Below are 15,394 nucleotides of genomic sequence, written 5' to 3' on the forward strand. Positions count from 1 at the left end.
TGCGTATGGCTGGAAGAATGGGTGGTAAACAAGTTACTGTTCAGAACTTAAAAGTACTTAAAGTGGATACTGAGAAAAATCTTTTAATTGTTAAAGGTGCTATCCCAGGTCCTAAAAATTCATACGTAATCGTTAGAAGATGGAAGTAGTAGTATTAAACATCAAAGGTCAAGAAACTGGAAGAACAGTATCTTTAGACGAGGCAGTTTTCGGAATTGAGCCTTCTACACACACAGTGTACTTAGAAGTTAAACAATATTTAGCAGCTCAACGCCAAGGAACGCACAAAGCAAAAGAAAGAGCTGAGATTGCGGGATCAACTCGTAAAATCAAAAAGCAAAAAGGAACAGGTACAGCTCGTGCTGGTTCTATCAAATCTCCAGTGTTTAGAGGAGGAGGTAGAGTTTTCGGGCCACGTCCAAGAAACTACTCTTTCAAATTAAACAAAGCACAAAAGAGATTAGCTAAAAAATCAGTTTTATCACAAAAATTAGCTGAGAATGAAATCAAAGTTGTTGAAAACTTTTCTTTCGAAGCACCAAGAACTAAAGAGTTCAAAACTGTTTTAACTGATTTAGGATTAGAGAACACAAAATCATTATTTGTATTAGGTGAATCTAATAGCAATGTATATTTATCTTCTCGTAACTTACAAAAAGTTAAAGTTGTTACAACTGAGGAATTAAATGTATTTGATTTAATTAATGCTTCTCAAATCGTATTTTTAGAAGGTTCTTTAGCAACAGTTCAAGAAAATTTAACAAAATAAGACGAAGAAAATGGGAATCATAATTAAACCAGTAATTTCAGAAAAAGCAACTAATAACAGTGAGTTGTTAGGGCAATATTCGTTTTATGTAGACACAAAAGCTAACAAAATTCAAATTAAAGAAGCTGTAGAAAAAACTTACGGTGTATCTGTAGTTTCTGTTAGTACTTTAGTATCTGCTCCAAAAGTAAAAACTCGTTACACAAAAACAGGTTTTCAAACTGGAAAAACAAATAAGTTGAAAAAAGCGATCGTTAGCTTAGCTGAAGGTCAAGAAATAGAGTTGTTCGGATAATTTAAGAATTAAAAAATGTCAGTAAGAAAATTAAAACCTATCACCCCGGGACAACGTTTTAGAGTGGTTAATGAATTTGCGGCAGTAGATAAAAATGCTAAGCCAGAAAAGACATTAGTTGAAGGAAAATCTAAATCGGGTGGACGTAACAACACTGGTAAAATGACAATGCGTTATATCGGTGGTGGACACAAACAAAAATATCGTATCATCGACTTCAAACGTGATAAAGAAGGTGCTGCAACTGTAGAATCTGTACAATACGATCCAAACAGAACTGCATTCATCGCTTTATTATCTTACGAAGATGGTGAAAAACGTTACATTATTGCTCAAAATGGTTTGAAAGCTGGACAAGTAATTGTTTCAGGTGAAAACGTAGAACCAGAAGTAGGTAATGCTATGAAGCTTAAAAATATGCCATTAGGTACAGTGATCTCTTGTATTGAGTTACGTCCAGGGCAAGGAGCAGTTATGGCAAGAAGTGCAGGTACTTATGCTCAATTAGTTGCGCGTGATGGTAAATATGCTATCGTTAAGTTACCAAGTGGTGAATCAAGAATGATTTTAGTGGAGTGTAAAGCAACAGTAGGTGTTGTTTCTAACACAGACCATCAGTTAGAAGTTTCTGGTAAAGCTGGTCGTTCTAGATGGCAAGGTCGCCGTCCAAGAACTCGTCCAATGGTTATGAACCCTGTAGATCACCCAATGGGTGGAGGTGAAGGTCGTGCGACAGGAGGTATCCCTCGTTCTCGTAACGGTATTCCAGCGAAAGGTTACAAAACTCGTGACAAGAAGAAAGCGTCTAACAAATATATTGTTGAAAGAAGAAAAAAATAATTTATGGCACGTTCATTAAAAAAAGGACCATTCATCCACTATAAATTAGAAAAGAAAGTTCTTGCTAACGTAGAAAGCGGTAGCAAAAACGTGATCAAAACATGGTCAAGAGCATCAATGATTTCTCCTGATTTTGTTGGTCAAACAATCGCAGTACACAACGGAAAGCAATTTATTCCTGTTTATGTTACTGAGAATATGGTAGGTCATAAATTAGGTGAGTTCGCTCCTACACGTACTTTTAGAGGTCATGCCGGAGCTAAAAACAAAGGAAAAAAATAGTAAAGGGCCATGGGATCTAGAAAAAGATTAAGTAACGAAAGAATCAAAGAAGCTAACAAGCAGGTAGCTTTTGCGAAATTAAATAATGTTCCTACTTCTCCTCGTAAGATGAGATTAGTAGTAGATATTATCCGTGGAGTTGAAATTCAAAAAGCTTTAGGTATTTTAAAATATACTAAAAACCACGCTTCAATCCGTTTAGAGAAATTGTTATTAAGCGCTATCGCTAACTGGCAAATCAAAAACGAAGGAGCTGATGTTGAAGAAGCTGGATTATATGTTAAAGAAATCTCTGTTGATAGTGCACGTCAATTAAAAAGAATTCGTACTGCACCTCAAGGTAGAGCACATAGAATCAGAAAACGTTCAAACCATGTAACTTTGGTTTTAGGAACTAAAGAAGATAAACAAAAAGTACAAGATTAAGAATATGGGACAAAAAACTAATCCAATCGGAAATCGTTTAGGAATCATCAGAGGATGGGATTCTAACTGGTACGGTGGAAATGATTACGGTGATAAAATTGCAGAAGATGCAAAAATTCGTACTTATTTAAGAGCGCGTTTGTCTAAAGCCGGAGTTTCTCGTATTTACATCGATCGTACTTTAAAATTGGTTACAGTAACTGTAACTACTGCTCGTCCAGGTATCATTATTGGTAAAGGTGGACAAGAAGTTGACAAATTAAAAGAAGAGTTAAAGAAAATCACTGGTAAAGAGGTTCAAATTAACATCTTCGAAATTAAGAGACCAGAATTAGATGCAATCTTAGTAGGGGATAGTATCGCTCGTCAAATTGAGAATCGTATTTCTTACCGTCGTGCTATTAAAATGGCAATTCAATCAGCAATGAGAATGAACGCAGAAGGAATCAAAGTTCAAATCTCTGGTCGTTTAAACGGTGCAGAGATGGCACGTTCTGAAACTTATAAAGATGGACGTATTCCTTTGTCTACATTCCGTGCAGACATTGATTACCACATTTCAGAAGCTCATACAACTTACGGTCGTTTAGGGATCAAAGTATGGATCATGAAAGGTGAGGTATATGGTAAGAGAGAATTATCTCCTTTAGTTGGATTACAGAAAAAACAAAAAAAATCTGACAACAACAGAAAGGGAGGTGAAAGATCTAATAATAGAAAGCGATAATTTAGTTTAACAACTAACATAAAGAATTAAGTAGATATGTTATCACCGAGAAGAGTAAAGTTTAGAAAAACCCAAAAAGGTAAGATGAAAGGTGTTTCTCACAGAGGAACTCAATTAGCTTACGGGACTTTCGGGATCAAATCTTTAGACGAAGCGTTTATTACAGCACGTCAAATCGAGGCAGCTCGTATTGCTGCAACTCGTTTCATGAAGAGAGAGGGTCAATTATGGATTAAAATATTTCCAGATAAACCAATTACTAAGAAACCAGCAGAGGTACGTATGGGTAAAGGTAAAGGTGCACCAGAATATTGGGTAGCTCCTGTACAACCAGGTCGTATCTTATTCGAAGTAGGAGGTGTGCCAGTAGAGGTTGCAACTGAAGCATTGCGTTTAGCAGCTCAGAAGTTACCTGTTAAGACTAAGTTTATCGTTGCACGTGATTTCCAAAATTAATAATTTCAAAAATTAAGAAAAAATGAAAGCAGCAGATATTAGAAATCTAAGTGTTGAGGAGTTACAAGCTAAAATAGCTGAAGAACAAGCGAACTACGATCAATTAAAATTGACAAACGCTGTTTCTCCTGTAGCAAATCCAATCGGTATTAGAGACTTACGCAGAACAATTGCTCGTTTGAATACCGTGTTAAACGAAAAACAATCATAACAGTAATCTGTAACTGATGGAAAGAAAATTAAGAAAAGAAAGAGTAGGTTTAGTTACATCAAACAAAATGGAAAAAACCATTGTTGTAGCTGAAACTAAGAAGCAAAAGCACCCATTCTATGGGAAATTCGTTTTAAAAACGAAGAAATATACAGCGCACGACGAAAATAACGAGTGTAACGAAGGTGACACAGTGCGTATCATGGAGACTCGTCCTTTGTCTAAAAACAAAAGATGGAGATTAGTAGAAATCATTGAAAGAGCTAAATAAGATAAGTTATGTTACAACAAGAATCTAGATTAAAAGTTGCAGATAACACAGGAGCTCGTGAAGCATTAGTAATCCGCGTTTTAGGTGGTACTAAAAGAAGATACGCATCAGTAGGTGACAAAATCGTAGTTGCGATCAAAGAAGCTACACCTTCAGGAAACGTTAAAAAAGGTGCTGTATCAAAAGCTGTTGTAGTTAGAACTAAAAAAGAAGTTCGTAGAAAAGACGGTTCATATATCCGTTTCGACGATAATGCATGTGTATTATTGAACACTCAAGGAGAAATGCGTGGTACTCGTGTATTCGGTCCAGTTGCTCGTGAGTTACGTGATAAAGAATATATGAAAATTGTATCATTAGCCCCAGAGGTATTATAATAGAACAACATGGCAAAGTTAAAAATTAAAAAAGGAGACAAAGTAGTCGTATTATCAGGATCTAACAAAGGTCAAACTGGTACTGTGTTACGCGTATTCCCTGACAAAGCTAAAGCTATCGTTGAAGGGGTTAATATTGCAAAAAAACGTGTAAAGCCAAGCGCACAAAATCCACAAGGTGGAGTTGTTGAAAAAGAAGCTCAAATCTATTTATGTAAATTGGCTTTAGTAGATCCAGAAACTGGGAAAGCAACGAAAGTAGCGATCAAAGAAGAAGGAGGGAAAAAAGTAAGAATTACTAAAAAATCAGGAAAAGCTATCTAAGATGAGTACAACAACATACACACCTCGTCCGCAGGTTAAATATAAAGAAGAGATTGTAGCTGCTCTTAAAGAAGAGTTCGGATACAAATCTATTATGCAAGTTCCTAAATTAGAGAAAATTGTTTTATCTCAAGGTTTAGGTGCGGCTACAGCTGACAAAAAAATCGTTGATTACGCTATCGAAGAGTTAGAATTAATCACTGGTCAAAAAGCAGTAGGAACAATTTCTAAGAAAGATGAAGCAGCTTTCAAATTACGTAAAGGAATGCCAATTGGGGCTAAAGTAACTTTACGTGGTGAGAAGATGTATGAATTCTTAGACCGTTTAGTATCTGCAGCTTTACCACGTGTACGTGATTTTAGCGGTATTTCTTCTACAGGTTTCGACGGTAGAGGTAACTATAATTTAGGTATCAAAGAACAAATTATCTTCCCAGAAATTAATATTGATAAAATCAAGAAAATTCAAGGTTTAGATATTACCTTTGTAACTTCAGCGAAAACAGATAAAGAAGCTAAAGCTTTATTATCTAAATTCGGATTACCATTTACTAAAGAAAAATAAGAAGTCATGGCTAAAGAATCAATGAAAGCGCGTGAGCGCAAAAGAGAAGCATTAGTTGCTAAATATGCTGCGAAACGTCAAGCTTTATTAGAAGCTGGTGACTACGAAGCATTACAAAAATTACCTAAAAACGCTTCTCCTGTACGTTTACACAACCGTTGTAAATTAACAGGTCGTCCAAGAGGATACATGAGAACTTTCGGGATCTCTCGTGTAACTTTCCGCGAAATGGCGAACGAAGGGTTAATCCCAGGTGTTAAAAAAGCGTCTTGGTAATTTACCAATAGCTTTAGAAATATTAAATCCTTACTCTTTATTGAGTAAGGATTTTTTTTGTGTATTAATACATGCTTTAGCTATATTTACACAACGTATTATCAGACTAAATATATTTATGGGACCACTATTTGTCATCCTATTTCATTTGATTTTCATCTTTATTGTAGCAAGTATTTTAGCTTTTGTATTTACAATATTTAGTGCATTTTTTAAGAATAAGAAAAAACGAAAAATTGTATTTGCTCTTTTATCGCCTTTTGTATTTTGTTACAGTCTCTATTTTTTTGCACTTATAGGTAGCGGAATTGTTTCGGCAATCAAAGATGTTGATGTGGGAATTGGAGATTATTGGTCTGTTCCACTGATTGACAATGTAAAATTAAGTTTTATAGATTCTTCTGACAATTGTTTCTTAGAGACTGATCAGGAACAATTACCAAATGTTAAAAAAATTCAGCAAATCCAAAATGACTATTATATCAAAACAAGTGATAATAGTTATTTACTCAAAAATGATTCAGATGATTTTGTTGAAACAATTATTCCTTCAGAAGTAAAGTTATTGGATAGTTGGGATTTCTATTTTAAAAAGAAATATGAAATTGCTGGAGGTTTATTAGTATTCTTTGGTATAGTTTCCTTGGCTTTATCTTGTTTTATCGTCTATTTACTAAAAATAATTGTGATTGGACGTAACGTTTCTAAATCATAATTTTAGATGATTATTTCTAAATTGATTTTAAAAATTATTTTTGAATAAGTTTTTTATCAAATTAATTTTCAATAATCATCCATCAAACAAGCTTTTTGCCTACGGCTTAGCGCTTTAAAAATAAATTATTTAGATTAATAGTTTGTAATTAAAAAATATGCAATATATTTGCAACCCAAATGCATAGTGCATTTTGGTAAAAGTTTAATTTTAAAAGTAGTGCTTACGCGCTATACTATAGAATTATTTATGTATACAGATCCAATTTCAGATTTTCTAACTCGCGTTAGAAATGCAATGATGGCAGGACACAAAGTAGTGGAAATCCCTGCATCTAAAATTAAAAAAGAGATCACTAAGATCTTATTTGAACAAGGTTACATCTTGAACTACAAATTCGAAGGACAAGATCAACCTCAAGGAACAATCAAAATCGCTTTAAAGTACGACAAAGTTACTAAAGAGCCAGCTATCCGTAAAATCAAAAGAGCTTCAACTCCAGGTTTACGTCAATACGCAGGATCTAAAGAATTACCTCGTGTATTAAACGGTTTAGGTGTTGCTATCATCTCAACTTCTAAAGGTGTGATGACAGATAAACAAGCTCGTCAAGAGAATGTAGGTGGTGAAGTTTTATGTTTTGTTTATTAATCTTTTAAAAATTAAGAAATTATGTCAAGAATAGGACACGCACATATCAACATCCCTGCAGCAGCAACTGTTGAATTTAAAGATAACGTAGTTACTGTAAAAGGTAACAACATTACAATGACAAGAGAGTTAAAAGAAGGATTTGATTTAACAATCGAAGACGGAGTTTTAACTGTAGTTCGTCCAAACGATTCTAAAGATAACAAAGCTTTACATGGTTTATACCGCTCATTAATCAATAACATGATTACTGGTGTAACTGAAGGTTTCAAAAAACAATTAGAATTAGTTGGTGTTGGTTATAGAGCATCTAACAACGGACAAAAATTAGATTTGTCATTAGGTTTCTCTCACAATATCGTTATTGAATTACCTACAGAAATTAAAGTTGAAACTTTAACAGAAAAAGGTAAAAACCCAATTATTACATTATCATCTCATGATAATCAATTATTAGGAATGATCGTAGCGAAAATTCGTTCTTACCGTAAGCCAGAGCCTTACAAAGGAAAAGGAATTAAATACGTAGGAGAAATTATTAGAAGAAAAGCAGGTAAATCTGCATAAAAATCATTGAAAAATGGCATTATCTAAAGTAGAAAAAAGACAAAAAATAAAAAGACGCGTGCGTCGAAATATTTTTGGAACAGAAACTAAACCTCGTTTATCAGTTTACCGTTCTAACAAAGAAATTTACGCTCAAATTATTGACGATAACAATGGAGTAACTTTAGCTTCTGCATCATCTCGTGAAAAAGGTGTTGCTGTAGAAGGTACAAAATCTGAAGTTTCTGTATCAGTTGGAAAAGCATTAGCTGCTAAAGCTGTTGCAAAAGGAATTGAAACTGTAGTTTTTGATCGTAACGGTTTCGTATATCATGGTAGAATCAAAGCTTTAGCAGATGGTGCTAGAGAAGGTGGATTAAAATTCTAAAAAAGAGAAAGAAATTATGTTAGGATTTAAAAACGTAGAAAGAGTAAAGCCAACAGGATTAGATTTAAAAGATCGTTTAGTTGGAGTACAACGTGTTACTAAAGTAACAAAAGGAGGTAGAGCATTCGGATTCTCTGCTATTGTTGTAGTAGGAGATGGTAATGGTGTTGTAGGTTACGGTTTAGGGAAATCTAAAGATGTAGCTTCTGCAATCGCTAAAGCAATCGAAGATGCTAAGAAAAACTTAGTACGTGTTCCATTATTTAACAACACAATTCCTCACGAACAAGAAGCTCGTTTCGGTGGTGCGCAAGTATTCATCCGTCCAGCATCAAAAGGTACAGGGGTAATTGCAGGTGGTACAGTACGTGCGGTATTAGAGTCAGTTGGTGTACATGATGTATTATCAAAATCTAAAGGTTCTTCTAACCCTCACAATGCAGTAAAAGCTACTTTCCGTGCTTTATTAAGCTTACGTTCTGTAGAAACTATTGCTCGTCAAAGAGGTATTTCTGTAACTAAAGTATTCAACGGTTAAAAAAAAGTAAAATGAGCAAAGTAAGAGTAAAACAAACACGTAGTGCAATCAACCGTGATAAATCTCAAAAAGCTACATTAGTTGCTTTAGGTTTAAAAAAGTTGAATCAAGTTGTTGAGCACGAATCTACTCCTCAAATTGAAGGAATGATCCGTAAAATCTCACACTTAGTAGTAGTAGAAAGAGCTTAATCGCTTTTAACCTTTTAAAAATTATTAAAAATGAATTTAAGTAATTTAAAACCAGCTGCTGGTTCAGTACAAAATAAATTCCGTAAAGGTAGAGGTGAAGGTAGTGGAAACGGTTTGACAGCAGGTCGTGGACACAAAGGTGCTAAATCTCGTTCTGGTTATTCAAGAAAAATCGGTTTCGAAGGTGGACAAATGCCTTTACAAAGACGTTTACCTAAATTTGGTTTCAAAAACATCAACAGAGTTGAGTACACAGGAATCAATTTAGACACAATTCAACAATTAGTTGATAACAACAAAATTACAGATACTTTAAATAAAGAAACATTAGTTCAGTTAGGATTAGCTCACAAAAATGACTTAGTTAAAATCTTAGGTCGTGGTGAGTTAAAAGCTACTGTTAATGTTACTGCTGATAAATTCACTCAAACAGCTCAAGAGGCTATTGAGAAAGCAGGAGGTAAAGTAGAATTAGTTAACGCTTAAGAATATATTTTATAGATGAAAGGGTTTATACAGACCATAAAAAATATCTGGAGCATAAAAGAATTGAAGGATAAGTTACTTGTAACTATCCTTCTATTGTTGGTTTATAGATTCGGTTCTCATATTCCACTTCCAGGTGTCGATATTAACGAGGTTAATCGTTTTGTTGCAGACCAAGAAAATGCAAATTCAGGAATTTTAGGATTATTAAACTCTTTTACCGGAGGTTCTTTTAAGAGAGCTTCCGTATTTGCGTTAGGAATTATGCCTTATATCTCTGCTTCGATTGTTATACAATTGATGGGATTAGCAGTACCTTACATCCAAAAACTACAAAAAGAAGGAGAAAGCGGACGTAACAAAGTAAATCAAATTACGAGATGGTTAACAATCGGGATTTGTTTGGTGCAAGCACCAGCATACCTTACATTGGTAACTTCTCAAATTTTACCTTACGATCCAACTTCTTCATATGCTATCTATGTAATTCCTCCAACCAACTTTTGGTTCTGGTTCCCTTCAACAATCATTTTGATTACAGGGACAATCTTTGCCATGTGGATGGGAGAAAAAATTACTGACAAAGGTATAGGTAATGGTATTTCAATCTTAATTATGGTTGGTATCCTAGCCGACTTACCAAAAGCAATATTTAATGCATTTGAAGTAGATCCTTCAAACGGTATTTTCTTCTTGATAGAAATGTTAGGGTTAATCCTAGTTATTGCAATGTGTATTATGATTGTTGCAGCGGTGCGTAAAGTACCAGTACAATATGTAAGAAGAGCGCAAACTTCAAGTAGTTCATATATGAGATCAGTTACAGACTCTGTACGTTCATATATTCCACTTAAAGTAAATGCAGCAGGTGTAATGCCTATTATCTTCGCACAAGCAATTATGTTTTTACCAGGAACATTGGCAAACTATTTCTTAGACGAAGGAAGTCCAGTAAAAGCATTCTTCGCGAAAATGGCAGATCCATTTACGTGGGAATATAATTTGATCTTCGGATTACTAATTATTATCTTCACATATTTCTATACTGCGATCACAATCCCAGTAAACCAAATGGCAGAAGATCTTAAACGTAACGGAGGAATCATCCCTGGAATCCGTCCTGGAAAAGAAACTGCAAATTTTTTAGACGAAATTTTATCAAAAATTACGTTACCTGGAGCAATTTTACTAACTTTGCTTGCTGTTTTGCCAGCGATTGTAAAATTATTAGGTGTAGAACAGAGCTTAGCAATGTTCTTTGGAGGTACATCAATGTTAATTATGGTGGGAGTTATCTTAGATACTGTACAACAAATTAATACATATTTATTAAATCACCGTTACGATGGTTTAATGTCTTCAGGTAGAACTTCAAGAGATATCTAATAAGATTTTATTAAAAAGATTTATGGCTAAACAAAAACATATTGAACAAGACGGTACGATTACAGAAGCATTATCAAATGCAATGTTCCGTGTCGAATTAGAAAATGGACATGTTGTAACATGTAACATATCTGGTAAAATGCGTATGCACTATATCAAATTATTACCAGGTGATAGAGTTAAAATAGAGATGTCTCCTTACGATTTAACGAAAGGAAGAATATCTTACAGATACTAAAAGAAATAATAACGACTGGTGGTAGAGTTAATGTAGATACGTTAACTCTATCGGATTATAAATAAATTTACAAAGATGAAAATTAGAGCATCCATTAAAAAGAGAAGTGCTGACTGTAAAATTGTGCGTCGTAAAGGACGTTTGTATGTGATCAACAAAAAGAATCCTAAGTTTAAACAAAGACAAGGTTAATTATTTAGAATTATGGCAAGAATTTCAGGTGTAGATTTACCTAAAAACAAAAGAGGGGTAATCGGACTTACATACATTTACGGGATCGGAAGAAGTAGTGCTTCTAAAATCTTAGCTGAAAATAACATTTCAGAAGATACAAAAGTTAGCGAATGGACTGATGAAGAAATCAATGCAATCCGTGCATCGATTAATGAAACTTTCAAAGTAGAAGGTGAATTAAGATCGGAAATCCAATTAAACATTAAACGTTTAATGGATATCGGATGTCAAAGAGGTATTCGTCACAGATTAGGTTTACCATTACGTGGTCAAAGAACAAAAAATAACTCACGTACAAGAAAAGGTAAAAAGAAAACAGTTGCTAACAAGAAAAAAGCCACTAAATAATAAATAGGATCATGGCAAAAAATCAGAAAGTAGTAAAGAAAAGAAAAGTAGTTATTGAAGCTACTGGACAAGCTCATATTCAAGCATCGTTTAACAACGTTATCGTTACTTTAACAAACAAAAACGGTGAAGTTATCTCTTGGTCTTCAGCAGGTAAAATGGGATTCCGTGGATCTAAAAAGAACACTCCTTACGCTGCTCAAGTAGCTGCTCAAGATGCAACAACAGTTGCATACGAAGCAGGATTAAGAAGAGTAAAAGTATTCGTGAAAGGACCAGGTCAAGGTCGTGAATCTGCTATTAGAACAATTCATAACGGTGGTATCGAGGTTTCTGAAATCGTTGATGTTACTCCATTACCACACAATGGATGTCGTCCACCTAAAAAGAGAAGAGTATAATCATTTTTCTCAATTTAATTATTTAATATATTTAATAGTAACAAATCATGGCAAGATATACAGGACCAAAAACTAAAATTGCAAGAAAATTTGGACAACCAATTTTCGGTGACGATAAATCTTTTGAGAAAAAGAAATATCCTCCAGGGCAACACGGACCTAACAAAAGAAGAGCTAAAAAATCAGAATACGCTATTCAGTTAACTGAAAAACAAAAAGCAAAATATACTTACGGTATTTTAGAGCGTCAATTTGCTAACTTATACAAAAAAGCAAATGCTTCTAAAGGAATTACAGGTGAAGTATTATTACAATTATGTGAATCTCGTTTAGATAACGTAGTTTACCGTTTAGGTATCGCAAACTCACGTAGTGCTGCACGTCAATTAGTATCTCACAAACACGTAACTGTAAACGGAGAAATCGTGAACATCCCTTCTTACCAATTAAAAGCTGGTGATGTAATCGCTGTTAGAGAAAAATCTAAATCTTTAACTGCAATCACAAACTCTTTACACGCACGTAGCGAGTACGATTGGTTAATTTGGAACGACGAACAAAAATCAGGAACTTTCACAAAAGCTCCAGAAAGAGTTCAAATTCCAGAAGATATTAAAGAGCAATTAATCGTCGAGTTATATTCTAAATAAACCTTAAAATCAGACTAATAAAATGACTATTTTAAATTTCATCAAACCTGACAAAGTAATCTTAGTAGAGTCTGACTCTAAATTCGGACAATTCGAGTTCCGTCCATTAGAGCCAGGATACGGGATTACAGTTGGAAATGCTCTACGTAGAGTGTTACTTTCTTCATTAGAAGGATATGCGATCACTTCAATCAAAATTGAAGGAGTTGAGCACGAATTTTCAACTATTCCAGGAGTAGTGGAAGATGTTACAGAGATCATTTTAAATCTGAAAAAGGTTCGTTTTAAGAAACAAATTGATGAATCAGATGCTGAAACTGTAACTGCTACTATCTCAGGGCAAGATCAATTAACAGCAGGTGATTTAGGGAAATTTATTTCTGGATTCCAAGTTTTAAACCCTGAATTAGTTATCGCTAACTTAGACGCTAAAGTAAACGTAACAATTACATTTACAATCGAAAAAGGTAGAGGATACGTACCAGCTGATGAGAATAAAAAGGCTTCTGCGCCAATCGGTACTATAGCAATTGACTCCATTTACACTCCAATTAAGAATGTAAAATATGCAATTGAAAACTATCGTGTAGAACAAAAAACTGACTACGAAAAATTAGTTTTTGAAATTACAACAGATGGTTCTATAACACCTCAAGATGCTTTAACTGAAGCAGCTAAAATCTTAATTCACCACTTTATGTTATTCTCAGATGAGAGAATTACATTAGAAGCGGAAGAAGTTGCATCTGGTGAAACTTATGATGAAGAAGCATTACATATGCGCCAATTATTGAAAACAAAATTGGTAGATATGGATTTATCAGTAAGAGCATTAAATTGTTTAAAAGCAGCTGAAGTTGAAACATTAGGCGAATTAGTTTCTTTCGCTAAGTCTGACTTAATGAAATTCAGAAACTTTGGTAAGAAATCTCTTACAGAGTTAGAAGAATTGGTGGACAGCAAAGGTCTTAACTTTGGAATGGACATCGTAAAATATAAGTTAGACGTAGAATAATTTTATTAAAAAATGAGACACGGAAAAAAATTTAACCATTTAGGTAGAACTGCCTCTCATAGAAGAGCTTTATTATCTAATTTAGCTATAGCGTTGATTACTCACAAGAGAATTAACACAACAGTAGCAAAGGCTAAAGCATTACAAACATATGTTGAGCCTTTATTGACAAAGTCTAAAACAGACGATACTAACAACCGTCGCGTTGTATTTTCATACTTACAAGATAAAGAAGCTGTAACTGAATTATTCAGAACTGTAGCTCCTAAAATTGCAAATCGCCCAGGAGGATACACACGTATCATCAAAACTGGATTCCGTTTAGGTGACGGTGCTGATACTGCAATGATCGAGTTAGTAGATTTCAATGATATCTACACTAACACGAAAGTTGAAAAGAAAGCAACTACACGTCGTAGTAGAAAAAGTACGAAAACAGAAGAAGCTGCTCCAGCTGCTGAAACTGAAAGTACAGAAGAAGCATAATCTATTCGATTATAATATGAAAAGCCTCCCAAATTGGGAGGCTTTTTTTGTATTTATTAATTATGACAATTTGTAATACTTTATAATTTTCTAGATTGACAATAAATTCTTTTCAATCATCTAATTTTCTAGATATGATTGTTTTAAAATCTTAATGTTAAAAAATCAACTAAAATCCTTATTTTTGGATTGATTTTGGCAATAAACCAATTATCAAACATAAAATTGATATGAAAAAATTACTATTCATGATGGCTGTCGCAATGACAGTTGTTTCATGTAAAAAAGATGATAAAGTCGTAGGAAAAGATAAAGACGGAAAAGAATTAATTGTGAACGAAAAAGGTGATACAGTTGCCAAAACGGAAACAACAGATTCTTTGAAAGTCGCTGAAACGCCTGTTGAGTCAGAAGTTGTAGCAATAACAAAAGGTGCAGATGACAAATATGCATACAAATACAATTTGGAGATAGGAAAAACTTATCCAATGACGTTGGGAATCAAAACAACTCACACGGCTTCGGATGGGAAACAATCTCAAAAAATGTCAAGTGAAAGTAAAAAACAAATTGATTATACGGTAAAAGATTTCAAAGATGGTGTGTATACATTAGAAGTGAAATCTAAACAATATAGCGAGAAAATGACAGATCCTTCGGGAAAATCAATTTCGTATGATACAAATGCTGTAAAACCAGCGAACAAAGATATTGCGGTTTCTTGGTCGATTTACAAAGCGATGACAGGGAAAACGTATACAATGAAAGTTGATCAGAAAGGAAAAGTTGTAAGCGTTGATGGATTAGAAGGAATCAAAACTTCAATTCTTAATTCTGTGAAAAAACAAGTTTCTGCAGAAGAGTTCAAATTCTTTACACAGATTATCGACAATTCATTAAACAAACAAGCGATTTCTTCTCAGTTTGAAGAAACGATGAATATTTTCCCTAACAAAACTTTAGCGCTTAAAGAATCTTGGAGCGATAGTCAAAAAATTGATCAAGGTCCAATGAAAGGAAATATTTCAATGAAGAGAACTTTATCAAGTGTTGAGCCTGCAAATACGACAATTACTGTAAATGGAACGCAAAGTTTGAAAGGTAATGAGTCGCAACAAGGTGTTACAATGTCTGCGAATAGTAGTGCGAATGTAGATGGTAAAATTTTGTTGGACACTAAATCTGGTTGGATCAACAAAGTTAATTTAACGAAAAAGGAAACATTAAAACGTACAGTAGAAGCGCAAGGTCAAAAACAAACGATGACTGAGTCGGTTACAACTGTCACAACAGTTAACTAAA

General features: G+C 34.1%; 29 protein-coding genes and 1 pseudogene. All 30 read left to right on the forward strand.

The window, feature by feature from the left end:
• Positions 1-149, forward strand: a pseudogene (locus B4E95_RS03380) (50S ribosomal protein L3); the annotation flags it as partial.
• On the forward strand, positions 140-769 hold the full coding sequence (rplD, locus tag B4E95_RS03385) for a 50S ribosomal protein L4 (RefSeq protein WP_038335460.1): 630 nt from the start codon (positions 140-142) through the stop codon (positions 767-769). The pseudogene B4E95_RS03380 and the gene rplD, both read left to right, overlap by 10 nt.
• Positions 770-779: 10 nt before the next feature.
• Positions 780-1,064, forward strand: a complete 285-nt coding sequence (gene rplW, locus B4E95_RS03390; protein WP_038335466.1) for a 50S ribosomal protein L23 — start codon at positions 780-782, stop codon at positions 1,062-1,064.
• 15 nt (positions 1,065-1,079) lie between these two features.
• Positions 1,080-1,904, forward strand: coding sequence for a 50S ribosomal protein L2 (gene rplB, locus B4E95_RS03395; RefSeq protein ID WP_038335472.1), 825 nt, complete (start codon positions 1,080-1,082; stop codon positions 1,902-1,904).
• Positions 1,905-1,907: 3 nt separating this feature from the next.
• Positions 1,908-2,186: a 30S ribosomal protein S19 gene (rpsS, locus tag B4E95_RS03400; RefSeq protein ID WP_019974202.1), complete on the forward strand. Its 279-nt coding sequence runs from the start codon at positions 1,908-1,910 to the stop codon at positions 2,184-2,186.
• A 9-nt stretch (positions 2,187-2,195) separates the two neighbouring features.
• Positions 2,196-2,612 carry a 50S ribosomal protein L22 gene (gene rplV, locus B4E95_RS03405; protein WP_019974201.1) on the forward strand — a complete coding sequence of 139 codons (417 nt, stop codon included), beginning with the start codon at positions 2,196-2,198 and terminating at the stop codon, positions 2,610-2,612.
• Between the two features lie 4 nt (positions 2,613-2,616).
• Entirely contained in the window at positions 2,617-3,339 is a 723-nt protein-coding gene (rpsC, locus tag B4E95_RS03410; protein WP_019974200.1) for a 30S ribosomal protein S3, read from the forward strand.
• 36 nt (positions 3,340-3,375) lie between these two features.
• Positions 3,376-3,795: a 50S ribosomal protein L16 gene (gene rplP, locus B4E95_RS03415; protein ID WP_038335490.1), complete on the forward strand. Its 420-nt coding sequence runs from the start codon at positions 3,376-3,378 to the stop codon at positions 3,793-3,795.
• Positions 3,796-3,817: 22 nt separating this feature from the next.
• Positions 3,818-4,006, forward strand: a complete 189-nt coding sequence (rpmC, locus tag B4E95_RS03420) for a 50S ribosomal protein L29 (RefSeq protein ID WP_038335494.1) — start codon at positions 3,818-3,820, stop codon at positions 4,004-4,006.
• A gap of 16 nt (positions 4,007-4,022) precedes the next feature.
• On the forward strand, positions 4,023-4,277 hold the full coding sequence (gene rpsQ / locus B4E95_RS03425) for a 30S ribosomal protein S17 (RefSeq protein ID WP_019974197.1): 255 nt from the start codon (positions 4,023-4,025) through the stop codon (positions 4,275-4,277).
• Between the two features lie 8 nt (positions 4,278-4,285).
• Positions 4,286-4,654, forward strand: a complete 369-nt coding sequence (rplN, locus tag B4E95_RS03430) for a 50S ribosomal protein L14 (RefSeq protein WP_019974196.1) — start codon at positions 4,286-4,288, stop codon at positions 4,652-4,654.
• 9 nt (positions 4,655-4,663) lie between these two features.
• Positions 4,664-4,978 carry a 50S ribosomal protein L24 gene (rplX, locus tag B4E95_RS03435; RefSeq protein WP_291089938.1) on the forward strand — a complete coding sequence of 105 codons (315 nt, stop codon included), beginning with the start codon at positions 4,664-4,666 and terminating at the stop codon, positions 4,976-4,978.
• Between the two features lies 1 nt (position 4,979).
• Entirely contained in the window at positions 4,980-5,543 is a 564-nt protein-coding gene (gene rplE, locus B4E95_RS03440) for a 50S ribosomal protein L5 (RefSeq protein ID WP_291089941.1), read from the forward strand.
• Positions 5,544-5,549: 6 nt separating this feature from the next.
• Positions 5,550-5,819, forward strand: a complete 270-nt coding sequence (rpsN, locus tag B4E95_RS03445; RefSeq protein WP_019974193.1) for a 30S ribosomal protein S14 — start codon at positions 5,550-5,552, stop codon at positions 5,817-5,819.
• A gap of 118 nt (positions 5,820-5,937) precedes the next feature.
• Positions 5,938-6,534 carry a hypothetical protein gene (locus tag B4E95_RS03450; RefSeq protein ID WP_291089944.1) on the forward strand — a complete coding sequence of 199 codons (597 nt, stop codon included), beginning with the start codon at positions 5,938-5,940 and terminating at the stop codon, positions 6,532-6,534.
• 249 nt (positions 6,535-6,783) lie between these two features.
• Positions 6,784-7,185, forward strand: coding sequence for a 30S ribosomal protein S8 (gene rpsH / locus B4E95_RS03455; RefSeq protein ID WP_019974187.1), 402 nt, complete (start codon positions 6,784-6,786; stop codon positions 7,183-7,185).
• Positions 7,186-7,206: 21 nt separating this feature from the next.
• Positions 7,207-7,752, forward strand: a complete 546-nt coding sequence (rplF, locus tag B4E95_RS03460) for a 50S ribosomal protein L6 (RefSeq protein ID WP_291089947.1) — start codon at positions 7,207-7,209, stop codon at positions 7,750-7,752.
• 13 nt (positions 7,753-7,765) lie between these two features.
• Positions 7,766-8,119, forward strand: a complete 354-nt coding sequence (gene rplR, locus B4E95_RS03465; protein WP_291089950.1) for a 50S ribosomal protein L18 — start codon at positions 7,766-7,768, stop codon at positions 8,117-8,119.
• 16 nt (positions 8,120-8,135) lie between these two features.
• A complete protein-coding gene (gene rpsE, locus B4E95_RS03470) occupies positions 8,136-8,657 on the forward strand; it encodes a 30S ribosomal protein S5 (RefSeq protein WP_038335536.1) in 522 nt (173 codons plus the stop codon).
• 11 nt (positions 8,658-8,668) lie between these two features.
• Entirely contained in the window at positions 8,669-8,848 is a 180-nt protein-coding gene (rpmD, locus tag B4E95_RS03475) for a 50S ribosomal protein L30 (protein ID WP_038335538.1), read from the forward strand.
• Positions 8,849-8,878: 30 nt separating this feature from the next.
• Positions 8,879-9,334, forward strand: a complete 456-nt coding sequence (gene rplO / locus B4E95_RS03480; protein WP_038335541.1) for a 50S ribosomal protein L15 — start codon at positions 8,879-8,881, stop codon at positions 9,332-9,334.
• 15 nt (positions 9,335-9,349) lie between these two features.
• Positions 9,350-10,720, forward strand: coding sequence for a preprotein translocase subunit SecY (gene secY / locus B4E95_RS03485; RefSeq protein ID WP_038335544.1), 1,371 nt, complete (start codon positions 9,350-9,352; stop codon positions 10,718-10,720).
• 22 nt (positions 10,721-10,742) lie between these two features.
• Positions 10,743-10,958, forward strand: coding sequence for a translation initiation factor IF-1 (gene infA, locus B4E95_RS03490; protein ID WP_019974180.1), 216 nt, complete (start codon positions 10,743-10,745; stop codon positions 10,956-10,958).
• A 75-nt stretch (positions 10,959-11,033) separates the two neighbouring features.
• Positions 11,034-11,150, forward strand: coding sequence for a type B 50S ribosomal protein L36 (gene ykgO / locus B4E95_RS03495; RefSeq protein ID WP_013598490.1), 117 nt, complete (start codon positions 11,034-11,036; stop codon positions 11,148-11,150).
• 12 nt (positions 11,151-11,162) lie between these two features.
• Positions 11,163-11,540 (forward strand): 30S ribosomal protein S13, encoded by a 378-nt coding sequence (rpsM, locus tag B4E95_RS03500; RefSeq protein WP_038335547.1) that lies wholly within the window; start codon positions 11,163-11,165, stop codon positions 11,538-11,540.
• 11 nt (positions 11,541-11,551) lie between these two features.
• Positions 11,552-11,941 (forward strand): 30S ribosomal protein S11, encoded by a 390-nt coding sequence (gene rpsK, locus B4E95_RS03505; RefSeq protein WP_019974178.1) that lies wholly within the window; start codon positions 11,552-11,554, stop codon positions 11,939-11,941.
• Positions 11,942-11,988: 47 nt separating this feature from the next.
• A complete protein-coding gene (gene rpsD / locus B4E95_RS03510) occupies positions 11,989-12,591 on the forward strand; it encodes a 30S ribosomal protein S4 (RefSeq protein WP_114999018.1) in 603 nt (200 codons plus the stop codon).
• A gap of 22 nt (positions 12,592-12,613) precedes the next feature.
• The gene (locus B4E95_RS03515; protein WP_038335552.1) at positions 12,614-13,606 is read left to right on the forward strand and encodes a DNA-directed RNA polymerase subunit alpha; all 993 of its coding nucleotides are present in this window, start codon (positions 12,614-12,616) and stop codon (positions 13,604-13,606) included.
• A gap of 12 nt (positions 13,607-13,618) precedes the next feature.
• Positions 13,619-14,092 carry a 50S ribosomal protein L17 gene (gene rplQ / locus B4E95_RS03520; protein WP_171623156.1) on the forward strand — a complete coding sequence of 158 codons (474 nt, stop codon included), beginning with the start codon at positions 13,619-13,621 and terminating at the stop codon, positions 14,090-14,092.
• Between the two features lie 230 nt (positions 14,093-14,322).
• Complete coding sequence (locus B4E95_RS03525) at positions 14,323-15,393, forward strand: DUF6263 family protein (protein WP_291089953.1); 1,071 nt, start codon at positions 14,323-14,325, stop codon at positions 15,391-15,393.
• The last annotated feature ends 1 nt before the right edge of the window (position 15,394 follow it).

Source organism: Empedobacter sp. UBA7494 (assembly GCF_002478465.1).
Classification (GTDB): Bacteria; Bacteroidota; Bacteroidia; order Flavobacteriales; family Weeksellaceae; genus Empedobacter; species Empedobacter falsenii_B.